At 65.5% G+C, this 20,017-nt stretch carries 19 protein-coding genes and 1 tRNA gene; 12 read left to right on the top strand and 8 right to left on the bottom strand.

The annotated features are described in order from the left end of the window. Positions 1-69: 69 nt before the first annotated feature. Positions 70-1,461, bottom strand: coding sequence for a M48 family metalloprotease (locus tag XI04_RS09660; RefSeq protein ID WP_240536542.1), 1,392 nt, complete (start codon positions 1,459-1,461; stop codon positions 70-72). A gap of 134 nt (positions 1,462-1,595) precedes the next feature. Continuing rightward, positions 1,596-2,366 carry a thermonuclease family protein gene (locus XI04_RS09655; protein WP_370157264.1) on the bottom strand — a complete coding sequence of 257 codons (771 nt, stop codon included), beginning with the start codon at positions 2,364-2,366 and terminating at the stop codon, positions 1,596-1,598. 413 nt (positions 2,367-2,779) lie between these two features. On the opposite strand from XI04_RS09655, the gene XI04_RS09650 reads away from it, so the two are divergent. The 4 genes from XI04_RS09650 to XI04_RS09635 all read left to right on the top strand — a co-directional run bounded on the left by XI04_RS09650 (position 2,780) and on the right by XI04_RS09635 (position 7,959). Further along, the gene (locus XI04_RS09650) at positions 2,780-3,988 is read left to right on the top strand and encodes an ABC transporter substrate-binding protein (RefSeq protein ID WP_028141831.1); all 1,209 of its coding nucleotides are present in this window, start codon (positions 2,780-2,782) and stop codon (positions 3,986-3,988) included. Between the two features lie 136 nt (positions 3,989-4,124). Then, positions 4,125-4,913, top strand: coding sequence for an enoyl-CoA hydratase (locus tag XI04_RS09645; protein ID WP_095425350.1), 789 nt, complete (start codon positions 4,125-4,127; stop codon positions 4,911-4,913). A gap of 2 nt (positions 4,914-4,915) precedes the next feature. Continuing rightward, complete coding sequence (locus XI04_RS09640; RefSeq protein ID WP_173015733.1) at positions 4,916-5,662, top strand: hypothetical protein; 747 nt, start codon at positions 4,916-4,918, stop codon at positions 5,660-5,662. A gap of 182 nt (positions 5,663-5,844) precedes the next feature. Continuing rightward, positions 5,845-7,959 (top strand): acetate--CoA ligase family protein, encoded by a 2,115-nt coding sequence (locus XI04_RS09635; RefSeq protein ID WP_271609602.1) that lies wholly within the window; start codon positions 5,845-5,847, stop codon positions 7,957-7,959. 208 nt (positions 7,960-8,167) lie between these two features. Here XI04_RS09635 and XI04_RS09630 read toward each other — a convergent pair whose 3' ends face one another. The 3 genes from XI04_RS09630 to XI04_RS09620 are packed head-to-tail and all read right to left on the bottom strand — an operon-like array spanning position 8,168 to position 11,238. After that, positions 8,168-8,980, bottom strand: a complete 813-nt coding sequence (locus XI04_RS09630; protein WP_028141827.1) for an enoyl-CoA hydratase/isomerase family protein — start codon at positions 8,978-8,980, stop codon at positions 8,168-8,170. Positions 8,981-8,996: 16 nt separating this feature from the next. Then, positions 8,997-10,157 (bottom strand): acyl-CoA dehydrogenase family protein, encoded by a 1,161-nt coding sequence (locus XI04_RS09625; protein WP_018316466.1) that lies wholly within the window; start codon positions 10,155-10,157, stop codon positions 8,997-8,999. A gap of 16 nt (positions 10,158-10,173) precedes the next feature. After that, positions 10,174-11,238: an acyl-CoA dehydrogenase family protein gene (locus XI04_RS09620; RefSeq protein WP_152102048.1), complete on the bottom strand. Its 1,065-nt coding sequence runs from the start codon at positions 11,236-11,238 to the stop codon at positions 10,174-10,176. 250 nt (positions 11,239-11,488) lie between these two features. Between XI04_RS09620 and XI04_RS09615 the strand changes: the two genes are divergently transcribed. Then, positions 11,489-12,274 carry an SDR family NAD(P)-dependent oxidoreductase gene (locus XI04_RS09615; RefSeq protein ID WP_038973551.1) on the top strand — a complete coding sequence of 262 codons (786 nt, stop codon included), beginning with the start codon at positions 11,489-11,491 and terminating at the stop codon, positions 12,272-12,274. A gap of 194 nt (positions 12,275-12,468) precedes the next feature. Here XI04_RS09615 and XI04_RS09610 read toward each other — a convergent pair whose 3' ends face one another. After that, positions 12,469-12,741 (bottom strand): GlsB/YeaQ/YmgE family stress response membrane protein, encoded by a 273-nt coding sequence (locus XI04_RS09610; RefSeq protein ID WP_080670147.1) that lies wholly within the window; start codon positions 12,739-12,741, stop codon positions 12,469-12,471. A 42-nt stretch (positions 12,742-12,783) separates the two neighbouring features. Beyond that, on the bottom strand, positions 12,784-13,359 hold the full coding sequence (locus XI04_RS09605) for a YidB family protein (protein ID WP_038973550.1): 576 nt from the start codon (positions 13,357-13,359) through the stop codon (positions 12,784-12,786). Positions 13,360-13,521: 162 nt separating this feature from the next. On the opposite strand from XI04_RS09605, the gene XI04_RS09600 reads away from it, so the two are divergent. Together XI04_RS09600 and XI04_RS09595 are read left to right on the top strand one after the other, a co-directional pair. Then, complete coding sequence (locus tag XI04_RS09600) at positions 13,522-14,529, top strand: 2-dehydropantoate 2-reductase (protein WP_038973562.1); 1,008 nt, start codon at positions 13,522-13,524, stop codon at positions 14,527-14,529. A 16-nt stretch (positions 14,530-14,545) separates the two neighbouring features. Next, entirely contained in the window at positions 14,546-14,758 is a 213-nt protein-coding gene (locus XI04_RS09595) for a hypothetical protein (protein WP_038947385.1), read from the top strand. 134 nt (positions 14,759-14,892) lie between these two features. Here the strand turns inward: XI04_RS09595 and XI04_RS09590 are convergent, their stop codons facing one another. Beyond that, positions 14,893-15,513: a hypothetical protein gene (locus XI04_RS09590; protein ID WP_038973549.1), complete on the bottom strand. Its 621-nt coding sequence runs from the start codon at positions 15,511-15,513 to the stop codon at positions 14,893-14,895. A 242-nt stretch (positions 15,514-15,755) separates the two neighbouring features. On the opposite strand from XI04_RS09590, the gene XI04_RS09585 reads away from it, so the two are divergent. From XI04_RS09585 to XI04_RS09565, 5 genes are all read left to right on the top strand, one after another. Beyond that, positions 15,756-17,273: an AMP-binding protein gene (locus tag XI04_RS09585; RefSeq protein WP_028141818.1), complete on the top strand. Its 1,518-nt coding sequence runs from the start codon at positions 15,756-15,758 to the stop codon at positions 17,271-17,273. Positions 17,274-17,294: 21 nt separating this feature from the next. Beyond that, positions 17,295-17,933: an RraA family protein gene (locus XI04_RS09580; protein WP_271609601.1), complete on the top strand. Its 639-nt coding sequence runs from the start codon at positions 17,295-17,297 to the stop codon at positions 17,931-17,933. A gap of 27 nt (positions 17,934-17,960) precedes the next feature. Continuing rightward, entirely contained in the window at positions 17,961-18,332 is a 372-nt protein-coding gene (locus XI04_RS09575) for a dimethylsulfonioproprionate lyase family protein (protein ID WP_028141816.1), read from the top strand. Positions 18,333-18,458: 126 nt separating this feature from the next. Then, positions 18,459-19,415, top strand: coding sequence for a tripartite tricarboxylate transporter substrate-binding protein (locus tag XI04_RS09570; protein ID WP_028141815.1), 957 nt, complete (start codon positions 18,459-18,461; stop codon positions 19,413-19,415). A gap of 105 nt (positions 19,416-19,520) precedes the next feature. After that, positions 19,521-19,597, top strand: a tRNA-Arg gene (locus tag XI04_RS09565). The last annotated feature ends 420 nt before the right edge of the window (positions 19,598-20,017 follow it).

The raw sequence follows: 20,017 nt of genomic DNA, 5'->3' as shown, positions 1-20,017 counted from the left end.
CGAAGCTTGTGGCTCTGGATCCCGGGTTCACGCTAAGCGTGCCCCGGGATGACGCGCGCTTAGCGCACGTCAATCCGCCACGATCTTCACGCGATCGCGCACCTTCACCTGCGCGGTGCGATCGAGGCCGTTCAGCACGCGAAAACGCTCGGCGGGATGATCGACGCCGGCCATGCGGTGGGAGAGCGATTCCACGGTGTCGCCGGGTTGCACGGTGATGACCTTGATGCGCAGCGGTCGCGCGGCCTGGATCTCGTCCAGCGTCAGGCGGCGGAACGAATTGACGGTCTCGCGCGCATTGCGCTCGCTCTCGGTCGACTTCTGCCGGGCCGCGAAGATGAAGCGATAGACGTCGCTGCCGAAGCGCAGCGCATAGACCTTGAACTGCCACTGGTCGCCCTTGGCGGCGGCGGACGCGGCCGGGAAGCCGTTGATGGTGATGTCTTCGGTGGACGCCTTCTCGACGCCCTCCATCCAGCCGGAATTGAGATAGTCGCCGAGCGACTGCTCGGCCGGCACCCGCACCACGTCGAAACGCATCGCCTGTGCGCCGCCCTCGCGCACGCCGATCACGGCCTGGGCGGTGTTGTCGAGCGTGAAATTGTCCGGCGCCTGGAAAGTGAAGCCCAGCTTCGGATGCAGGAAGCGGCGGCCGCGGACGAAACCTTCGCTGGGGTCTTCGCCGTAGACGAGATTGTCGATCGCAGCGAGATAGGTCTCGCGGTCGCGCTCGGCGCCTTCAGGCGCAGTATATTGCCGCGCAATGGTCTGCGCGTTCTGCACGCGCTCCGGGGTCGCCGGATGCGACGAGGTGAAATCCTGCGCGCGCGGATCGAGCGAGCTCTTGCCGGCCTTCAGCTCGGCATTGCGTTCCATCGCCGAGAGGAAACGCGCCGCGCCGTAGGGGTCGAAATGCGCCTTGGCCGAAATGCCGACGCCGATGCCGTCGGCCTCGAACTCCTGCTTGCGCGAAAAGCTCGCCATGGTGAGCTTGGTCTTGGCCAGCGCCAGCGCGGTGAGGTCGGGGTCGTTGCTCATGTCGGTGACGACGCGGGTGACGATCGCGGCCTGGCGCGCCTGGTCCTCGCGCATCGCGGCGTGCTTGGACAGCACATGGGCCATCTCGTGGCTGAGCACGGAGGACAATTCCGAGGTGTCGCTGGCGAGCGCGAGAAGTCCGCGCGTGACATAGAGCTGGCCGTTCGGCAGCGCGAAGGCGTTCACGGCGCCGGAATTGAGGATGGTGACCTTGTAGCCCTGATCGGGACGGTCGGACGCAGCGACCAGCCGGTCGACGGTCTTGCTGACGAGTGATTCGAGCCTGGGATCGTCATAGGTGCCGCCATAGCTCGCCAGGATGCGCTCGTGCTCCTTCTCGGTGGCGGGTGTCTGCGCGACGGCCGGCTTGGGCTTGGGCATCGCAACGGTCGGCGGGGTCGCGGCGGCCTGGAACCGGCCCATGTCGCCACAGCCGGCGAGGGCCGTACCCAGCACGAGGCAAAGCGCGGCCGGCGCAGCCCGCAGGCGGCGGCCTTCATTCCGTACGTGCCGTTCTAGCACCCCATTCACGTCGCTTAACCCGTGCCTGGCCTGATTTAAGGCCTTACCCCTGTCGGCTCGTTTGCGCCCAGCAACTCGACCTGCCCCACGAGCCGCACATCAATCCGCGGCCCCGTACTTCCCTCGACCCAGCCCCGGACTCGAATACGCTTACTTTCCAATGACTTAAGGGTGATTCCAGCGCTTTCGAACGCCGGCAGCGTGCGCTTTGAAATAGTCACGGCAAAGCCACGTGTCCAGTTCCGTCCGAAGTTGAGGTAGGTCATTGCCCCAGCTTGCCGGACCGACAGGACTTTACCCTCGACCACCACAAAGCGCCCGATCCCCGCCAAAATATCGTCCGGACTTTCCGCGTTTTTTATGGCCGACGGGTCAGCCCAGCTGCCCTTTTTTTGGCGCCGCGCCTCGGCCTCCGACGTCATCAGGGCCGCCGCGCAGTCCTTGTCCGTGATTTCGGCGGAGACCATGGCGTCGCCCTGGGCGAGCAGCACGGCCTGCACCGGGGTGTCGCTTTCGCCGATGAACACCAGTGCGCCTTGCCGGCCGTAGCGGTCGGGCGTGTCGTTGCTATCGCGGAGTGTGACGTCGCGGCCGGCGAGCAGCGCAGCCAGCGCCTGCTTCGTGGTCGCCGTCGGTTCGATTCCGGCGAGGCGGATTTCGCGGCCGTCATCGAGACGCACGCTGCGGGCATCGACGATGGCAGCGACACGGCCTTCGCCCTGTGCTTCGAATTGGCACGGCGTCGCGAACGCGGTGCGACCCGCGATGAGAAGGAATGCGACGATGAGGTGAAGCCGTTGCGCCACGTGACCCGGAAAGGTTGTGTTGTGCGTCGATCTTAACTCAAACGATGCCAACGACGAAGGGGCCTTCGTAGGGTGGGCAAAGGCGCAACGCGCCGTGCCCACGATCTCTTCGTGGCCGTAATCGAAGTCGTGGGCACGGCGCGAAGAGCGCGCCTTTGCCCGCCCTACGGCAGCGCGTGTGGGGATTTGCTGTTACGTCACACGCTCGCAATGACGCGGAAAGATCTTGCGTCATTCCACCATTCCGCTTTGCGGAAAACATGACGCAATCGCAGGACGCGCATCGCAGCCCGCGCTTGCTGCGCTCTTGCGCATGCGGCATGATTGCGGCAACAGCGATTGCCAATAACGATTGCCAAGAGCAACAACCAAGCCGCCATCAGAGTACGGCGCGATAAGGGAGATCGTTTTCCATGAAGACTGTTTTGTCGGGCATTTTTGCCGCCGCGTTTGCCCTCAGTGCGAGCGCCACCGCGCAGGCCCAGGACAAGCCACCTCTCAAGATCGGCGGCATCCTCGACATGTCGAGCCTCTATGCCGACATCACCGGTCCCGGCAGCGAGACCGCGGCCAAGATGGCGGTGGAGGATTTCGGCGGCGAGGTGTTGGGGCGCAAGATCCAGGTGCTGGCGGCCGACCATCAAAACAAGGCCGATCTCTCCGCCAACATCGCCCGCGATATGCTCGACAACCAGGGCGTCGAGATGATCTACGACGTCGCGGCTTCCGCCACTGCGCTTGCGGCCGGCGAGATCGCCAAAGCGCGCAACAAGATCATTATCTTCAACGGCCCGGGCTCGATCCGTCTCACCAACGAGGCCTGCGGTCCCTATACCATCCACTACGTGTTCGACACCTACGGCCAGGCCAATGTGACCGGCCTTGCGGCCGTGAAGTCTGGCCTCGACAGCTGGTTCTTCCTCACCGCCGATTACGCCTTCGGCCAGGACCTGGAGAAGGACACCAGTGCCGTCGTCATCAAGACGGGCGGCAAGGTGCTGGGCAGCGTGCGCCACCCGCTCAACACGTCGGATTTCTCCTCGTTCCTGCTCCAGGCCCAGGCCTCCAAGGCCAAGGTGATCGGGCTTGCGAATGCCGGCGGCGACACAGTCAACGCGATCAAGCAGGCGGCCGAGTTCGGCATCACCAAGGGCGGCCAGAAGGTCTCGCCGCTGCTCGCCTTCGTCACCGACATCGACTCGATCGGTCTGGAGACCGCGCAGGGCCTGCTGCTGGCGGAAGCCTTCTACTGGGACCTCAACGACGACACGCGCGCATTCTCGAAGCGCTTTCAGGAGCGCGTGAAGCGGCCGCCGACCTCGGCACAGGCCGGCGTCTACTCCTCCGTCACGCATTACCTGAAGGCGGTGAAGGCGGCCGGCACGACCGATGCAGCGACCGTCATGAAGGTGATGAAGGAGACGCCGATCAACGACTTCTTCGCCAAGGGTGGCAAGATCCGCGAGGACGGCCGCATGATCCACGACATGTACCTGTTCGAGGTGAAGAAGCCGTCGGAATCGAAGGCCCGCTGGGACGACTACAAGCTGCTCGCCACCGTGCCCGGCAGCGAGGCGTTCCAGTCGCTGGAGCAGTCGCGCTGCCCGCTGGTGAAGAAATGACGCGAAGCGTCATCCCGGGGCGCGCATGAGCGCGAACCCGGGATCCATCGGGCCGCAGTGATCGTCGACAAATGGATTCCGGGCTCGCGCTTCGCGCGCCCCGGAATGACGAAGGAAACAACGAGGGAGGCGCCCCATGAACGACATGGTCCTGCAAAAGCTCGAAGGCGGGCTGCTCACCATCACGATGAACCGGCCGGAGCGGAAGAACGCGCTCAACCCCGAGATGGTGGCCGGGCTGGTCGAAGCGGCACGGCGGGCGGCTGACGATGCGGAGGTGCGCGCGGTGCTGCTCAAGGGCGCTGGTGGCTCGTTCTGCGTCGGCGGCGACGTCAAGTCGATGGCCGCGGGCCGCGCGCCGCTGCCGTTCGAGCAGAAGCTTGCGAATCTGCGCCGCGGCATGGAGGTCTCGCGCATCCTGCACCAGATGCCGAAGCCTGTGGTGGCGCAGCTCGACGGCGCCGCGGCCGGCGCCGGCCTGTCGATGGCGCTGTCCTGCGATCTCCGTATCGCCTCGGAATCCTGCAAGATCACCACGGCCTTTGCCAAGGTCGGCTTCTCCGGCGATTACGGCGGCACCTATTTTCTCACCCAGCTGCTCGGCAGCGCGCGGGCGCGCGAGCTCTATCTGATGTCGCCGGTGCTCACCGCGAAGGAAGCGCATGCGATCGGCATGGTGACCAAGGTCGTGCCCGACGCCGAGATCGACGCCGCGGCCCACGAGCTGGCACTGTCGCTGGCGCAGGGGCCGTCGATCGCGCTCGGCTTCATCAAGCGCAACATCAACAATGCCGAGCATCTGGCGCTGGAGGATTGCTTCGACGGCGAGGCGATCCACCACACCCGCTGCGGCGACACCGAGGACCACAAGGAGGCCGCCAAGGCCTTCGTCGAGAAGCGCAAGCCGACCTTCAGGGGCGCCTGACCATGGCGCCCTATATGCGGTTGCGGCAGATCTGCCTGGTTGCGCCGCAGCTCGCGCCCGTCATCTCCGATATCGCGGAAATCATGGGCCTCGCCGTGTGCTACCGCGACGGCAATGTCGCCAAATACGGCCTGGAGAATGCGCTGCTCCCGGTCGACACGATCATGCTGGAGGTGGTGGCACCCTTCAAGGGCGGTACTACGGCCGGCCGCTTCATCGAGAAGACCGGCGGCCGCGGTGGCTACATGGCGATCTTCTGCTGCAATGATCCCGACGAGCGTGGCCGCAACGCCAATGCGCTTGGCGTGCGCACCGCCAACGTCATCGATCATGCGCCCTATCATGGCGTCCAGCTCCACCCCCGCGACTGCCGTGCCGCCTTCATCGAGTTCAACCACACCGAAGGCAGCGACGACATTCTTGGCGCCTATCCGCCGGCAGGACCGGACTGGCAAAAGTTCATCCGCAAGGATGTGACGCAGGCGCTGACGGACGTGGAGATGCAGAGCCCTGATCCGCAAGGCCTGGCCGAGCACTGGGGCAAGATCATCGGCGTTGCGCCTGAAGGTGCCGAGCTGAAGCTGCCCAATGCGACCTTCCGCTTCGTGAAAGGCGCCAGCGAGATCATGAGCGCGCTCGAGTTTCGGGTGGCGGATCGGGCGAGCGTGCTGCATGCCGCGAAGGCGAGGGGGCTTGCGGTTGCCGGGAGCGAGTTCCTGTTGGGTGGGGTGACGTTCCGCGTCGGTTGATGGTCTTCTCGTTGTCCGCCACCCTGAGGTGCTCGCCTCTTCGGCGAGCCCCGAAGGGCGACGGCCACCGGCGGGGCCGTTCATCCTTCGAGGCTTCTCATGGGACGCGTTGCATCCCATGCCTCGCACCTCAGGATGACGGCGAGAGAGAGCACGTCTCTGCGAAGAAGGACACATCCGCCATGCCACATCCGCTCGACAGCTTCTTCGCGCCCGCCAGCATCGCGCTGATCGGCGCCTCGCGCGATCACGAGAAGATCCCGGGGCGGCTCTTGTCCATGCTGCGCAAGAACGAATATCCCGGAAAGATCTATCCGGTGAACCCGAACTACGCGGATATCGACGGGCTGGCCTGCTACAGATCGATCGGCGACATCGGCGCGCCCATCGACCTCGCCGTCATCATCATCCCGGCCCGTGCCGTCCTGTCCGCGCTCGAGCAATGCGCCGCCGCCGGCGTCAAGAATGCCGTGATCATCTCCTCCGGCTTCGCCGAGGAGGGCGGCGACAGCGCGGCGATGCAGGATGCGATCGCGGCGCTGGCGAGGCGCACCGGCATGCGGATATCCGGGCCGAATGCCGAGGGCTTCTTCAGCCAGGTGCAGCGCGTGGCGGCGACGTTCAGTCCGGCGGTCGATGTCAAGCCAAGTGTAGTGCCGCTTGTCGCCACCAAAAAGCGGATCGGCATCGTCGCGCAGAGCGGCGGCATCGGCTTTGCCTATTATCACCGGGCGCGGGCCCTCGGAATCGCTGTCAGCTATGTCGTCAGCGCCGGCAATGAATCCGATCTCGGCGCCGGCGAGTTCCTGGATTACATGGTGCAGGATTCCTCGACCGAGGTGATCCTGCTGTTCATCGAAGGCATCCGCGACGTCGACAAATTTCTGGTCGCCGCCCGGCGCGCTGCGGAGATGAAGAAGCCGGTGATCGTGACAAAGGTTGGACGCTCCGGCGCAGGCCAGCGCGCGGCGGCCTCGCATACCGCGAGCATGGCCGGCTGGTCGGCCGCCTATGACGCGGTGTTCGCGAAATACGGCTTCATCGTCTCCAACGACCTGGACGAAGCGCTGACGATCGCCGCGGTGCTTGCCAGCAATCCGCTGCCGAAGGGCGATCGCGTTGCCGTCGTCACCGTTTCCGGCGGTGCCGGCATCTGGGGTGCCGATACGGTGGCGCTGCAAGGCTTGCAGGTGCCGGAGCTGTCCGAAAAGGTCCAGGTTGGGATCAAGCAGTTGATGCCGTCCTATGGCACGGCGCGCAACCCGATCGACGTCACCGCGCAAGGCGTCACCTCCGGCGGCTTGCAGAAGAGCGTCGACGTCCTCGCCGCCTCGGACGAGGTCGATGCGATCCTGGTGGTGCTGTCGCTGTCGAGCGAGGTGCGCAGGCCCTTCAAGGAAGAGAAACTGACGCCGGTGCTATCGGCACAGCACAAGCCGGTGGTGTTCTATTCCTACACGGTGCCGTCCGACTTCGCGCGCCGTGAGCTCGCCAAATCCGGCGTCGTGGTACTCTCGGGCCTCACCCATGTCGGCGTCGCGATGCGTCGGCTCGTCGACTTCGCCAAGTTCAGTCTGCCGAAGCCCGTGGACGAAACGCGGCTGCCGGCACGCGACCTTTCTGTACATCTGAAATCGGCGGTCCTGTCCGAGGCCGACAGCAAGTCGTTGCTCCGCACCGCCGGCATTGCACTGCCGGATGAGGTGCTGGTGAGAGACAAGAGCGAGCTCGACGAGGCGGTCGCCCGCGTCGGCTTTCCCCTGGCGATGAAGATCCAGTCGCCTGATATCGCCCATAAGAGCGAAGTTGGCGGCGTGCGCGTCAACATCACCACCAAGGGCGAGGTGTTTCTGGCATTCGAGGCGCTGCTGGACAATGCGCGCCGGCACCGGCCTGAGGCGACCATTCAAGGCGTGCTGGTGGGCCCGATGGCGAAGCGCGGTGTCGAGATCATCGTCGGCACGATGCTGGATGAGACGTTCGGTCCCATGGTGATGGTGGGTCTCGGCGGCATCACCACCGAGCTGTTCCGCGACGTCGTCTACCGCCCCGTGCCGGTCGACGCGGAGGCGGCGGGCGCGATGCTGGCGAGCCTGAAGGCGGCGCCGCTGCTGAATGGATTTCGCGGGGCGGCGAAGGCGGACGTTGCGGCTCTGGCACAGTTGATCGCCGATATCTCCGCGCTCGCCGCGCGGGAGGGAAAGGAGATCGCGGAGATCGAGCTCAACCCGGTGCTGGTGCACGCCGAGGGGCAGGGCGTGACGATCGTCGATGCGCTGGTGGTGGGAAGGAAGTAAGCCGCTAAAGCCGCCGCTGTCGTCCCGGACAAGCGCGCCCTAAGCGCGCGCAGATCCGGGACCCATAGCCACAGGGAGCGGTTTGGCCAAGACGCGGAGTGACCAGCTTGCGCCACAACTTCTCCCTGTGGTTATGGATCCCCGCGTTCGCGGGGATGACAGGGGAGGTTGTGGTCGCTGTGGAGTGATACGGCTAGCGCCGCCGTGATCATCGCCCCTTGAAATTCGCCGCGCGACGTTCTTCCGTGGCCTTCACGCCTTCCTTGAAATCCTCCGTCGCGCGCAGCCGGGTCTGCTCGGCGAGCTCGTGATTGGTCGCGGCCATGACGCGATCGGCCAATCCGGCGCGCATCGTCGCGCGGGTGGAGAGCAGGCCGAGCGGCGAGCATTCGGCGATTTCGCCGGCGAGCTTCATCGCGGCCGCCTTGACCTGGTCCTGCGGCACCAGCTCGTTGGCGAGGCCCCATTTCACGGCTTCCTCGCCGGTGACGCGGCGGCTGGTGTAGAACATCAGCTCGGCATTGTTCTTGCCGATCAGCTCCGGCAGCGTCGTCGTCAGGCCGAAGCCGGGATGGAAGCCGAGTTTCGTAAAATTCGCGGAGAAACGCGCTTCGGGGCAGGTGACGCGGAAATCGGCGGAGACCGCGAGGCCCAATCCGCCGCCGATGGCGGCACCCTGCACGGCGGCAACAATCGGCTTCTTGGCGCGGAAGATGCGCACGGCCTGGATGTAGAGATGGTTGATCGGCCCGAGATTGTCGGCGGGGTCGCCCTTCTTCTCTGCCTCGCGCGCCTCCTGCGCCTGCCGTGCCGGATCGCCGAAATTGGCGCCGGCGCAGAACGCCTTGCCCTGGGCCGAGAGCACCGAGGCGCGGATCTCGATGTCGCGGTCGAATTCGTCGAGCGCATCCGCGATCTGGTTGATCAGCGAGATGTCGAAGAAGTTCAGCGGCGGGCGGCGGATCTCGATGGTGCCGACGTGCCCGACCTTCTCGACGCCGATGTCCTTGTATGTGGTCATGATGATCCTTTGATGATTAGCGCAAACCAAGTCCGCGGGCGATGATGCCGCGCAGCACCTCGGTGGTGCCGCCCTGGATGGTGAGCTTCGGCGCGGTCTTGATGGCGAAGTCGAGCTGCCGCTCCAAGGTCTCGCGGTTGGTCGCGGTCTCCTCGACGAAAGCAGCAAGGTCGCGCACGCGGTGGGGAAGCTGCTGTTCCCAGACCGTGCCGATGTCCTTGACGATGGAGGCCTCGACCACCGGCTCCTTGCCGGCCTGCAGCATGCCGGCGACCGAGACCGACATGCGCCGCATGGTGTGGAGCTGCGCGACCAGGCGCCCGATGCCTTCGGCGCTGCGCGTATCCGGGTTCGGGCCGACCGCGCGAACGAGCTCGGTCAGCACGTAATAGGTCTCGAGGAAACGCTCGGGGCCCGAACGCTCATAGGCGAGCTCGCTCGTCGCCTGCTTCCAGGCGCCGTCGACTTCGCCGAGCACGTGGTCATCGGGCACGAAGAAGTCGGTGAAGACGACCTCGTTGAACTCGTACTGGCCGGTGATCTGGCCGATCGGGTTCACCTTGATGCCCGGCTGCTTCATCTTCACCAGGAATTGCGTCAGGCCGTGACGGCGGTTTTCCTTGGTCGGCTGCGACGTCCGGAAGATCGCGATCATGTAGTCGGCGATGTGCGCCGACGAGGTCCAGATCTTGGTGCCGTTGATCAGATAGCCGCCATCGGTCTTGGTCGCGCGCGTCTTTGCCGCGAACAGGTCGGAGCCGGAATTCGGCTCGCTCATGCCGATCGCAAAGCAGATCTCGCCGCGACAGATCCGCGGCAGGATGTCCATCTTGATGTGCTCGGGCGCGTATTTCAGCAGCACCGGTCCGCTCTGGCGGTCGGCCACGAAGAAGCGCCGCGTCGGCGCGTTGGCGACGCGCATCTCCTCGGTCACCACGTAGCGTTCGAGGAAGGAACGCTCCTGGCCGCCATATTTCTTCGGCCAGGTCATCCCCAGCCAGCCCTTGGCGCCGACCCGTCGGGAAAATTCGGGCGCGTCGGTGTCCTCGCGATTGGGCTTGTGCGGATCGAAGGTGCCGGCGGCGATCTCTTCGGCGAGGAAGGCGCGCACTTCCTTGCGCAGCTGCTCGCACTTCTCGGGCAGGCGGATCGGATCGAAACGGAGTGCAGCGGTCATGTGTTTCTCTCCCTGATCAGCGCGACGCCACGAGCGGCCACAATTCGTCGGCGCCTCTGGTCGCGACCAGCTTGCCGAGTTCGACGGCCCAGTGGCTCTCCGAGCCGAAGTCGTCGCGCCAGGCCAGCGCCCGCAGCGAATAGCGGTGCAGGATGTGCTCGAGGGTGAAGCCGATGGCGCCGTGCACTTGATGCGCGATGGCGCCGCCCTTTTCCGCGGCTTCCGCGCAGCGGATCTTTGCCGAGGCAGCTTCGAGATAGACCTCGTCGTCGAAGCGCGTCGCATTCGCGATGGCGTCGGCGGCCGAGGTCGCAGCCGCAAGAGCCGCGGCGGATTCGCCGGCGAGACGCGCCAGATTGTGCTGCACGGCCTGGAATTTCGAGATCTTCTTCTCGAAGGCGACGCGCTCGTTGGAATAGCGCACGGAGATGTCGAGCATCGATTCCAGCGCACCGGCGATCTGCAGGCTGCGCGCAACGCCGCCCATCAGCATCATCGTGGTCTGGTCAAACTCCCTGGGCGCGGCCTTGCGCGCGACGGGCTGGACCTTGTCGAGCGTCACGGTGTCGCTGTGGTCGTAGCCGACATTGAGGCCGGACTCGATCCGAACCTTGCCGGCATCGACCAGCGCGATCGAGACGCCATCCTTGCCGTGCGCCAGCACCGCAAAATGCTTTGCCGCTTTCGCAAAGGGCACGCCGCGGGCGCGGCCGGAAAGCGAGCCATCGGCATCGAGGGTGATGCGGTCCTTCGGCGAGGCCGGCAGCACCGTCATCTCGCCCTCGGGCGATGCGATCTTCGCTTGCGCCAGCAGCCAGCCGGCCAGCATGGTCTCGGCCAGCGGCACCGCGACGGCGAAACGGCCGGCGGCGTTCAGCAGCGCAAAGCCGTCGGCAAGGCTCGCGCCGGAGCCGCCGAGATCATCGGGCACCCAGGACAATGGCAGGCCGGCTTCGCTCAGCGCCCGCCACAGCGGCGCCTGCCAGGAATCCTTCTTGTCGTTGTTGATGGTTTGCGGATCGGCAAGATCGGCGAAGATCTTCTCCGCGGTCTCGACGACGATGTTATCACTCTCCGCCACAGCGTTCCCCGTGTTTTGCCGTTGGCGCGTCCCGCCTGGTGGAGCGAACCGCGCAGGTCTTCTTGCGCCCGATGATCCGAAAAAGCCATGGCCCTGACAAGCGTTGATCGCAGGTCAACCTGCGGCGCGGGCATGGGGGATAAGCTAATTCCGCTTAGCGGAGTTTGCTTGATTTGCAGGGCGCGGCAAACTCGCTAAACAAGGCCAGCGACTTAAGGCTCGCATCAGATACAGGGGAAGGGAAATCCGGATGGCCAAAGATAGTCTGTGCGCAATCGTGACGGGGTCCGCATCCGGACTTGGCGCAGCAACCGCGGAAATCCTCGCGCGAAGCGGGGCGCGGCTCGTCATCAACTATTCCTCTAGCCAGAAAGAAGCCGAGGCCACCGCGGACGTCTGCCGCAAGGCGGGCTCTCCGGAAGTCCTGGTCGCGCAGGGCGACGTTTCAAAGGACGACGATTGCCGCAAGATCGTCGCGGCGGCCGGCGCCTGGGGCCGGCTCGACATCCTCGTCAACAATGCCGGCACCACCAAGCATGTCGCCCATGCCGATCTCGACGGATTGTCGGCTGAAGATTTCCAGCGCGTGTATGGTGTCAACACCATCGGCCCGTTCCAGATGGTGCGTGCCGCGCGCAGCCTGCTCGAAGCCGGCGCCAAGGCCTCGGAGCGGCCCTCCGCCGTGGTCAACGTGTCCTCGGTCGCCGGCATCAGCGGCGTCGGCTCGTCGATCGCCTACGCCGCGAGCAAGGGCGCGCTCAACACCATGACGCTCTCGCTGTCGCGCGCGCTGGCGCCGCTGATCCGCGTCAACACGGTCTGCCCCGGCTATATCGACACGCCCTGGTTCACCAAGGGCCGCGGCGAAGCCGGCGCCAAGCAGGTGCGCGACAGCGTGGTGGCGAAGGTGCCGCTCAGGGTCGCGTCGACCGCCGAGGACATCGCGCAGCTCGTCTGCTTCCTGGCGATGCCGGCCTCCAGCAACATGACCGGCGAGGTCGTGCGCATGGATGCGGGGATGCATTTGATTACGTGAGATCGCGCTCCAATCTCCGCTGTCATCCCCGCGAACGCGGGGATCCATAACCACAGGGAGAAGTTGCCGCGCGACTCTGGTCACTCCGAGTCTTCGCCAAACCACTCCCTGGGGTTATGGGTCCCGGATCTGCGCTTCGCTTGTCCGGGACGACAGGGAGTTTGAGAAGCGAGATCAGCGCTTCGTGACAGTGCCTACCCCTTGATCACGCCGCTCGCCACCAGCCGGTGCCAGATGAACAGCACCACCACCGCGCCGAGCGTGGCCATGATGAAGCCGGCGCCCTGGTCGGGGCTGTAATGGCCGATGGCCTGACCGATGAAGGTCGCGAGAAACGCGCCGGCGATGCCGAGGATGGTCGTGAGGATGAAGCCGCTCGGGTTGTTCGGTCCCGGCGCCAGCCAGCGCGCGATGAGGCCGGCGATGAAGCCGACGACGATGATCCACAACAGGCCGCCCATGCTCATGACTGTGCTCCCCTTCCCGAAAGCGCGTCGATCAACGTCCGATTAAAGTTTGCCGGAGAGCTCGGTCTCGGTCGGCAGCCGTCCGTCCGGCGTCAGATGGTCGATCACCTGCGGCAGATACTGGCTGAGGCCGTTGAGCAATTCGTCGCGCGGCAGGCCGCTCTGGGCGGACAGACTCTCGATCTGGTCGGCGCCGAGTGCGCTGGCAAGGTCGCCGGGCGCGATCGGCTTGTTCTCGCCCTTGCCGACCCAGGAATTCGCAGCCTCGCCGTGGCCGCCCTGCTGGAGCTGGTTGAGGAGATCGCCGAGGCCGCCGCTCAGCACGGTTCCGGCCGCGCCGCCGGCGAGCAAGCCGCCGAGCCCGCCCTTGAGCAAATCGCTGAGGCCGCCGCTGCTGCCGGTATTCACGGGCGTCGGAGGCGGCAGCGGAGAGCGCTGCTGCGGGGCAGGCGCCGCGCCGGGCTGGCCTGCCGTGAAATGCTTGAAGGCCTTCCACCCAAGCAGGGCAATGATCGCCATGGTCATCGGCGACATGCCGCCGGAGGATTTCTCGGAGCTGGGTGTGGAGGGGCCGCGGGGGCCGTTCTGCATGCCGTTGAGGACGTCGAGTAGACCCATGGTGCTCTCCTTTGGCGTCTCGTTCGGCGAGCGCTCGCCGCTGGCTGCCCCCGGGCCGAAAACATATGGGGCTCTCATGACGGTTACAAGGCGGATGCGCCGCGATTGGTTGCCGGCCTCGCCTCTGCTATCGAGGGCGGGTCGTTCAGGGAGCAAGGCGAGGTGATGACGGATCGACCGATCGTGGTGGCCGGCGCGGGCGCCATCGGCTGTTTCGTCGGCGGCATGCTGGCGGCCTCGGGCCGCCGTGTCGCGCTGCTGGTGCGGCCGCGGGTGAAGACCGAGATCGAGCGGTTCGGCCTGCGATTGACGGATTTCGACGGCTCCGAGACGAAGCTTGGCGCAGGGCAGCTCGCGCTGTCGGAGGACCCCGCGATCTTCCACAGCGCCGGCATCGTGCTGGTCACGGTCAAGAGCGCCGACACCGCCGATGTCGCGGATCAGATCGCGCAGCATGCGCCTGAGGATGCCGTCATCGTTTCGCTGCAGAACGGCATCGGCAATATCGCGGTGCTGCGCGACCGCCTCGGTGGCCGCCACGTGCTCGCGGGCATGGTGCCGTTCAATGTGATCGCGATGGGCGAGGGCCGTTTCCACCGCTCGACCTCCGGCGACATCCATGTCGGAGAGGACGCTGGGAACACGGCCGCGGCGCTCTCGGTGCTCGGCCTCACGGTGCGCGCGAGCGGTGACATCACCGGCGTGCAATGGGGCAAGCTGATCATCAATCTCAACAATGCGCTCAGCGCATTGTCCGACTTGCCGCTCGCCGCGCAACTGTCAAACCGCGACTGGCGCAGGCTGTTCGCCGACCAGATGGCCGAGGGGCTCGCCGCGCTGAAGGCCGCCGGCATCGCGCCGGTCTCGGCAACGCCGATCCCCATGAACTGGACGCCGGCCTTGCTGCGGCTGCCCGACACGATCTTCAGCGCGATCCTGGGGCGGACCATGAAGATCGATCCCGAGGCGCGCTCCTCGATGTGGCAGGATTTGAAGCAGGGACGCAAGACCGAGATCGACTATCTCCAGGGCGCCGTCATCGCGCTCGCCGAGCAAAACCATGTCGAGGTGCCGCTGATGCGCCGCATTGTTGCGCTGATCAATCAGGCCGAGGCAGCCGGCAACGGTCCGCCGCGTCTGACGCCGCAGCAGATTCGCGCGGTGGTTTGAGTGCAAGGAGGGATCGATGAAACGTAGCTTGATGATCGGGCTCGCGCTTGCCGCGCTTTGCGGCGCATCGACGCTCGCTCTTGCGAGACCGCCGACGGTCGTGAACTCGCCCGGCTATGATAGGCGGTTGCAGGAGAGCAGGTCGCAGTTGGGCAGTTCGCCGACGACTGCGCCGGTGGATGTGCCAACGGTCAAATCGAAGCGCGGCAAGAAGAAGCAACCGAACTGACGTTCCACACCCCGCTGTCGCAGGGTGGGCAAAGCGGAGCGTGCCCACCAACTCTCTTAATCACAAACGAATGGTGGGCACGGCGCTTTGCGCCTTTGCCCACCCTACGATCATCGCGCAATGACGGCTGTAGCTCAGCCCTTCTTCGCCGGCTTGCTCGGGGTCGGATTGAACAGCTTCTTCAGATCGTTCAAGCTTTCCGACAGCCGCGGCCATTCGCAGGAGAATGAGCCTTTGGTGCACGCGCCCTTCGAGCGCTGACCGACCGTCTGCTGCACCTTTGGCCGCTCGACCGGGACGGGCACGCGCGCGACGTCGGTTCGCAGCGCGACCTGCTGGAGTTGCCGCGCTTGCAGTTCCTGCTGCTCGCGCTGTTGACGGGCGGCGGCCTCGGCCGCTTCGTTGCTGCGGCGCTCTTTGGCGAGATAGGCGGTATAGGCTGCGTCGATCTTCTTCTGCTCCTCCGGCGTCGGATTGGGTCCGGCGATGTCGAAGGTGCGATCCTGCAGGAAGTCGTAATAGGAGTATCCGCCGCCTGCCTTGCGGCGGCCGGCGAACTTGGCGTTGCAATCGGCAAGTGCGGATGTCTTCTCGGACTTGGTGGCGGCCTTCTCGGCGGCGTCGGCGCATTCCTCGAAATCGACCGGCGCGCGTTTCCACCATTGCGCCTGGGCATGCGCGTGCGTCAGCAGGAAAAATCCTGCCGCGGCAACGAGAACCAGCGCCGCACGACGCAATGCTATCACGGACGACATTCTACGAGAGCATTCCTTGCAAAACTCAACCCGAACTGAGTCGAGCCAGATTTTTGCCTCTTTATCGCCGGCTTGTCACCCATGGAACTCGGGAATTTCATGGCTGGGATGCTGACATTTTGTGCTTGACGTGGCGCATGAGTCACAGCGCCGCCTCGGCGGGCTGCTACACTTCGCCTTGCGAGCGCCTCATCTGAGGCGACGCCAAAAAAGACGCCAAGAAAACGAAATGGAAACGCCCGATGCTGCTGCCCCTGTCCGACGTGCCGCGCTGGTACGCTGAACGCAAACCACATGGCACGATCGCCGTCCGTCACGGGCAGGACACGCTGACCTGGGACGAGCTCGAGCGCGGCGCCAACCGGCGCGCGCGGGCATTTATGGCCAAAGGCGTCAAGCCCGGCGATTTCGTCGCAATCGGACTGCCCAACGGCAATACGTTCTTCGAGACCTCCTTTGCGGTGTGGAAGTGTGGTGCGACGCCGACCTCGCTGTCATGGCGGCTGCCGCGCGGCGAGGCCGCGGCCGTGCTCGACATTCTCAGGCCGTCGCTGGTGGTCGGCGGCGAGGCCGACTGGAACGCCCCGAACCGCCTCCCGGCGGATTTCGTACCGGCAGGATTTTCGGACGAGCCGCTCAATCCGCCGGTGGCGCGCTACTGGAAGGCCATGACCTCGGGCGGCTCGACCGGCCGGCCAAAGGTGATCCTCGATCATCAGCCGGCCGTGACCGACACGGTCGCCGCGCCGCCGCTCAATATCCCCTTCGGGGTCTCGCTGCTCAATCCGGGTCCGCTCTACCACAATGCGCCGTTCATCGTGTCGCACTACGCGCTGTTCACCGGCGGCCAGCTCACCGGTCTCGTCAAATTCGACGCCGAGGAGACGCTGCGGCAGATCGAACGCGAGCGCGTGCAATGGGTCAATTTCGTGCCGACCATGATGCACCGGATCTGGGCGCTGCCGGAGCAGGTGCGCAACGCCTACGATCTGTCGAGCCTACAGACCGTCTTCCACATGGCAGCTCCGATGCCGCCCTGGCTGAAGGAGAACTGGATCGCCTGGCTCGGGCCGGAGCGGGTCTGGGAGCTCTATGGCGGTACCGAGCGGCAAGGCTCATGCATCATCTCCGGCACGGAATGGCTGACGCACAAGGGCTCGGTCGGCAAGATCGGCGAGATGGCGAAGCTGCGCATCATCGGCGAGGACGGCAACGACGTCGCGCCCGGCGAGACCGGCGAGATCTATTTCCTCAACAACGACGGCAGGGACGCGACCTATCACTATCTCGGCGCCGAGCCGAAGCGCCGCAGCGACGGCTGGGAATCGCTCGGCGATATCGGCAGGCTGGATGCGGAAGGCTATCTCTATCTCGGCGACCGCCTCGCCGACATGGTGCTGCGCGGCGGCGCCAACATCTATCCGGCCGAGGTCGAGGCTGCCGTGTCCGAGGCTCCCGGCGTGCGGTCCTGCGTGGTGGTCGGGTTGCCCGATCCGGAATTGGGCCAGCGCGTGCACGCCATCATCGAGCCGGAGGGCGACGCCGACGGCCAGGCGATCGCCGACGCCATGGCGGAGTTCTTGAAGGACAGGCTTAGCCGCTACAAGCATCCGGAAAGCTTCGAGATCGTCGGCGCCCCGCCGCGCGATGATTCCGGAAAAGTCCGCCGCACGCTGTTGCGCGACGAGCGCGCAACGTGGATGAAGGAAGGGCGCGCCTTCCGGATTTGGCCGGCAAAGGCGCGGGCGCATGCCGATTGATTGACGGAAGGACTCCAGGACATGACCATTAACATCGCTGCGAACAGCGTGCCGAAGCCGCCGGCCGAGATCATCGCGGGCTTTCGCGGTGCGCCGACCTCGGTCATCTCGGACAATCTCGCGCGGCTGCCCGGCGCGGTCGGGCTAAAACCCTATCACCGCGGGGCTAAGCTGGTGGGCACGGCCTTCACGGTGCGCACCCGCCCCGGCGACAATCTCGCCATCCACCGCGCGCTCGAGCTGGTCGGCCCCGGCGACGTCATCGTGGTCGATGGCGGCGGCGACGAGACCCGCGCGCTGGTCGGTGAGATCATGAAGAACATCGCGCAGTGGCGCAAAGCCGAGGGCTATGTGATCGACGGCGCGATCCGCGATGTCGCGGCGTTCGCGGCCGACGACTTTCCCTGCTACGCCCGTGCCGTGATCCATCGCGGTCCCTACAAGAACGGCCCCGGCGAGATCAACGTGCCTGTCACGATCGGCGGCAGCGTGATCTCGCCCGGCGACATCGTGGTCGGCGACGAGGATGGCGTGGTGTCGTTTCCCGCCGCGGGCGCCGCCGCGCTGCTCGAAGCCGTGCGCGCCCAGGTCGCGCGCGAGGAGGAGACCATGAAGGCGATCCGCGAGGGCCGCTACCAGGGCTCGTATGGCAAGTCCTGATCAGGCGAGAGCGAAGGGGAGGATGGCGTGAGTCAGAAGGACGAATTCCACAATATCGATGATCCCGGCGACGGGCTGTTCCGCGAGCTCGCGGCAGGGGTGACCACCCGCATCTTCTCCGGCGAGCAGGCGATGCTGTCGGTGGTGACGCTGGCGCCGCATGCGCAGGGCACGCTGCACCATCATCCCGAGGAGCAATGGGGCGTGCTGCTCGACGGCTCGGCCATCCGCGTCCAGGGCGATGAGGAGATTGCCGTGAAGAAGGGCGATTTCTGGCGCACGCCGGGCAATGTGCCGCACACCATGCGCGCCGGCCCCAATGGGGCCCGGGTGCTGGACATCTTCAGTCCGCCTCGGCCAGAATACAGAAAAGCGGGGTCGGGCTTCGGGACGACCTAAGCGCTTCGCGCTTAGGGTATCTTCTTGAGCATGATCTTATCGGAAAACCGCTGCACACTTTTCCGGATCATGCTGTAGCGCCAAAGAGCAAAAAGCCAGGCGCTGAAAGCAAAAAGGGAGGGGACCATGACGATCACACGACGTACGCTGCTGGCTGCACCGGCCATTCTCGCAATGGCACCGACGGCGGCGCAGGCTGGCAAGATCACGCTGGTCGTGCCGTTTCCGCCGGGCGGCTCGACCGATGCGATGGCGCGGCTGTTGCAGGCCAGCCTGCAAACCAAGCTCGGTCGCATCGTCGTGGTCGAGAACAAGTCCGGCGCCGCCGGCGCGCTCGGCGCGGCGCAAGTCGCCAAGAGCCCGGCCGACGGCACCTCGTTCCTGGTCACCTTCGATTCCCACGCGGTGATTCCGTCGATCCTCGACAAGCCGCCGGTCGATGTCGAGCGTGAGCTGATGCCGGTGCTGCTGATCGGCACCGCACCCTATGTGATCGCGGCCGGCGCCGGCCGCCCCTACAAGAGCTTTGCCGACGTGGTGGCCGCCTGCAAGGCGACCCCGGGCGCGGTGAAATATGCCTCCGTCGGCATCGGCACGCTCGGCCATCTCGCCATGACCGTGCTCGGCAGCAAGGCCGGGGTCGAGATCATGCACGTGCCTTATCGCGGCGGCGGTCCGGCCATGAACGACGTGCTCGGCGGCCATGTCGATCTCATCGCGGGATCGGCGGCGCTGGTCGCCGCCCAGCTCGGCACCAACATGCTGCATCCGATCCTGCAGCTCGGCCGTGAGCGGCTGCCGGCCCTGCCGGATACGCTGACCGCGATCGAGGCGGGCTTTCCCGATTTCGAGACGCTGGCCTGGTGGGGCATCTTCGCGCCCGCAGGCACGCCGCCCGATATCGTCGCAGCCATGGCGACGGCGTCCAAGGAAATCCTCAGCGAGCCCGCGACCGCCGCCCAGCTCAAGGACACCCAGCACATGACGCTGCTGCTCCAGGACGGCGCGGCCTTCAAGACCTTCTTCGACAAGCAGGTCGCCTATTGGGGCAAGGTGGTGAAGGACAACAATATCAAGGCGTGAGGCCGAGCGGCAGCCCTTCGTATTGGGCAACGTGGAGGGCTTCCGATCCCGTCTCCGCTTTGATATGTACACCTCCAGGCAACCCGCCTGACTTGCGGGTTCCGCGGTCCCGTAGCTCAGCCGGATAGAGCGACGGTTTCCTAAACCGTAGGTCGGAAGTTCGAGTCTTCCCGGGATCGCCAATCTTCATAGTCTCTTGCCGGTCATTACAGCCCTGGGGCCTCCCTGCCAACTGCAGGCGTGTGGTCACGGGTGTACGCGAGCCGGCACGCAGGACGTCATGGCCGTGTGGCCGGACGCCCCTCGGCAGAGATCGGAAATCCGCGGAAGTCATTCTCGTTTCGAGAGACGAGGTTCGGGCAGGCGTCCGCGACGTCGCTAGAGTCGGCGGCGCCGATTGATGTGTGCAGCCCGCCGTCGATGATTGGCGAAGCGAAGGCACGCGACGTGAGGGCGCAATACATATTGGTGTTGACGAAGACCGCACAGGTTCGTCGCCGATTTAAATAGTGCGCTCGATCGAAATTAAATTGCGAACATTAATTATCAGTCCAGTGATAATATTAATTTTGGACGGCGGCGGGAACTGCGGCTGCGCGATT

The sequence above is a fragment of the Bradyrhizobium sp. CCBAU 11430 genome (assembly GCF_028128855.1).
GTDB classification, from domain to species: Bacteria; Pseudomonadota; Alphaproteobacteria; order Rhizobiales; family Xanthobacteraceae; genus Bradyrhizobium; species Bradyrhizobium ottawaense.
The sequence above is the reverse complement of the archived record's forward strand: the minus strand, read 5'-3'. Positions and strand labels throughout refer to the sequence as shown.

Bases quoted from the DNA above. Each gene is read 5' to 3' on its own strand.
- XI04_RS09570 (WP_028141815.1), top strand. From the start codon at position 18,459: ATGACGATCACACGACGTACGCTGCTGGCTGCACCGGCCATTCTCGCA.
- XI04_RS09610 (WP_080670147.1), bottom strand. From the start codon at position 12,741: ATGAGCATGGGCGGCCTGTTGTGGATCATCGTCGTCGGCTTCATCGCC.
- XI04_RS09595 (WP_038947385.1), top strand. From the start codon at position 14,546: ATGAAACGTAGCTTGATGATCGGGCTCGCGCTTGCCGCGCTTTGCGGC.
- XI04_RS09615 (WP_038973551.1), top strand. From the start codon at position 11,489: ATGGCCAAAGATAGTCTGTGCGCAATCGTGACGGGGTCCGCATCCGGA.
- XI04_RS09640 (WP_173015733.1), top strand. From the start codon at position 4,916: ATGGCGCCCTATATGCGGTTGCGGCAGATCTGCCTGGTTGCGCCGCAG.
- XI04_RS09605 (WP_038973550.1), bottom strand. From the start codon at position 13,359: ATGGGTCTACTCGACGTCCTCAACGGCATGCAGAACGGCCCCCGCGGC.
- XI04_RS09625 (WP_018316466.1), bottom strand. From the start codon at position 10,157: ATGACCGCTGCACTCCGTTTCGATCCGATCCGCCTGCCCGAGAAGTGC.
- XI04_RS09580 (WP_271609601.1), top strand. From the start codon at position 17,295: ATGACCATTAACATCGCTGCGAACAGCGTGCCGAAGCCGCCGGCCGAG.
- XI04_RS09645 (WP_095425350.1), top strand. From the start codon at position 4,125: ATGAACGACATGGTCCTGCAAAAGCTCGAAGGCGGGCTGCTCACCATC.
- XI04_RS09660 (WP_240536542.1), bottom strand. From the start codon at position 1,461: ATGGGCCGGTTCCAGGCCGCCGCGACCCCGCCGACCGTTGCGATGCCC.
- XI04_RS09650 (WP_028141831.1), top strand. From the start codon at position 2,780: ATGAAGACTGTTTTGTCGGGCATTTTTGCCGCCGCGTTTGCCCTCAGT.
- XI04_RS09585 (WP_028141818.1), top strand. From the start codon at position 15,756: ATGCTGCTGCCCCTGTCCGACGTGCCGCGCTGGTACGCTGAACGCAAA.
- XI04_RS09590 (WP_038973549.1), bottom strand. From the start codon at position 15,513: ATGTCGTCCGTGATAGCATTGCGTCGTGCGGCGCTGGTTCTCGTTGCC.
- XI04_RS09630 (WP_028141827.1), bottom strand. From the start codon at position 8,980: ATGACCACATACAAGGACATCGGCGTCGAGAAGGTCGGGCACGTCGGC.
- XI04_RS09635 (WP_271609602.1), top strand. From the start codon at position 5,845: ATGCCACATCCGCTCGACAGCTTCTTCGCGCCCGCCAGCATCGCGCTG.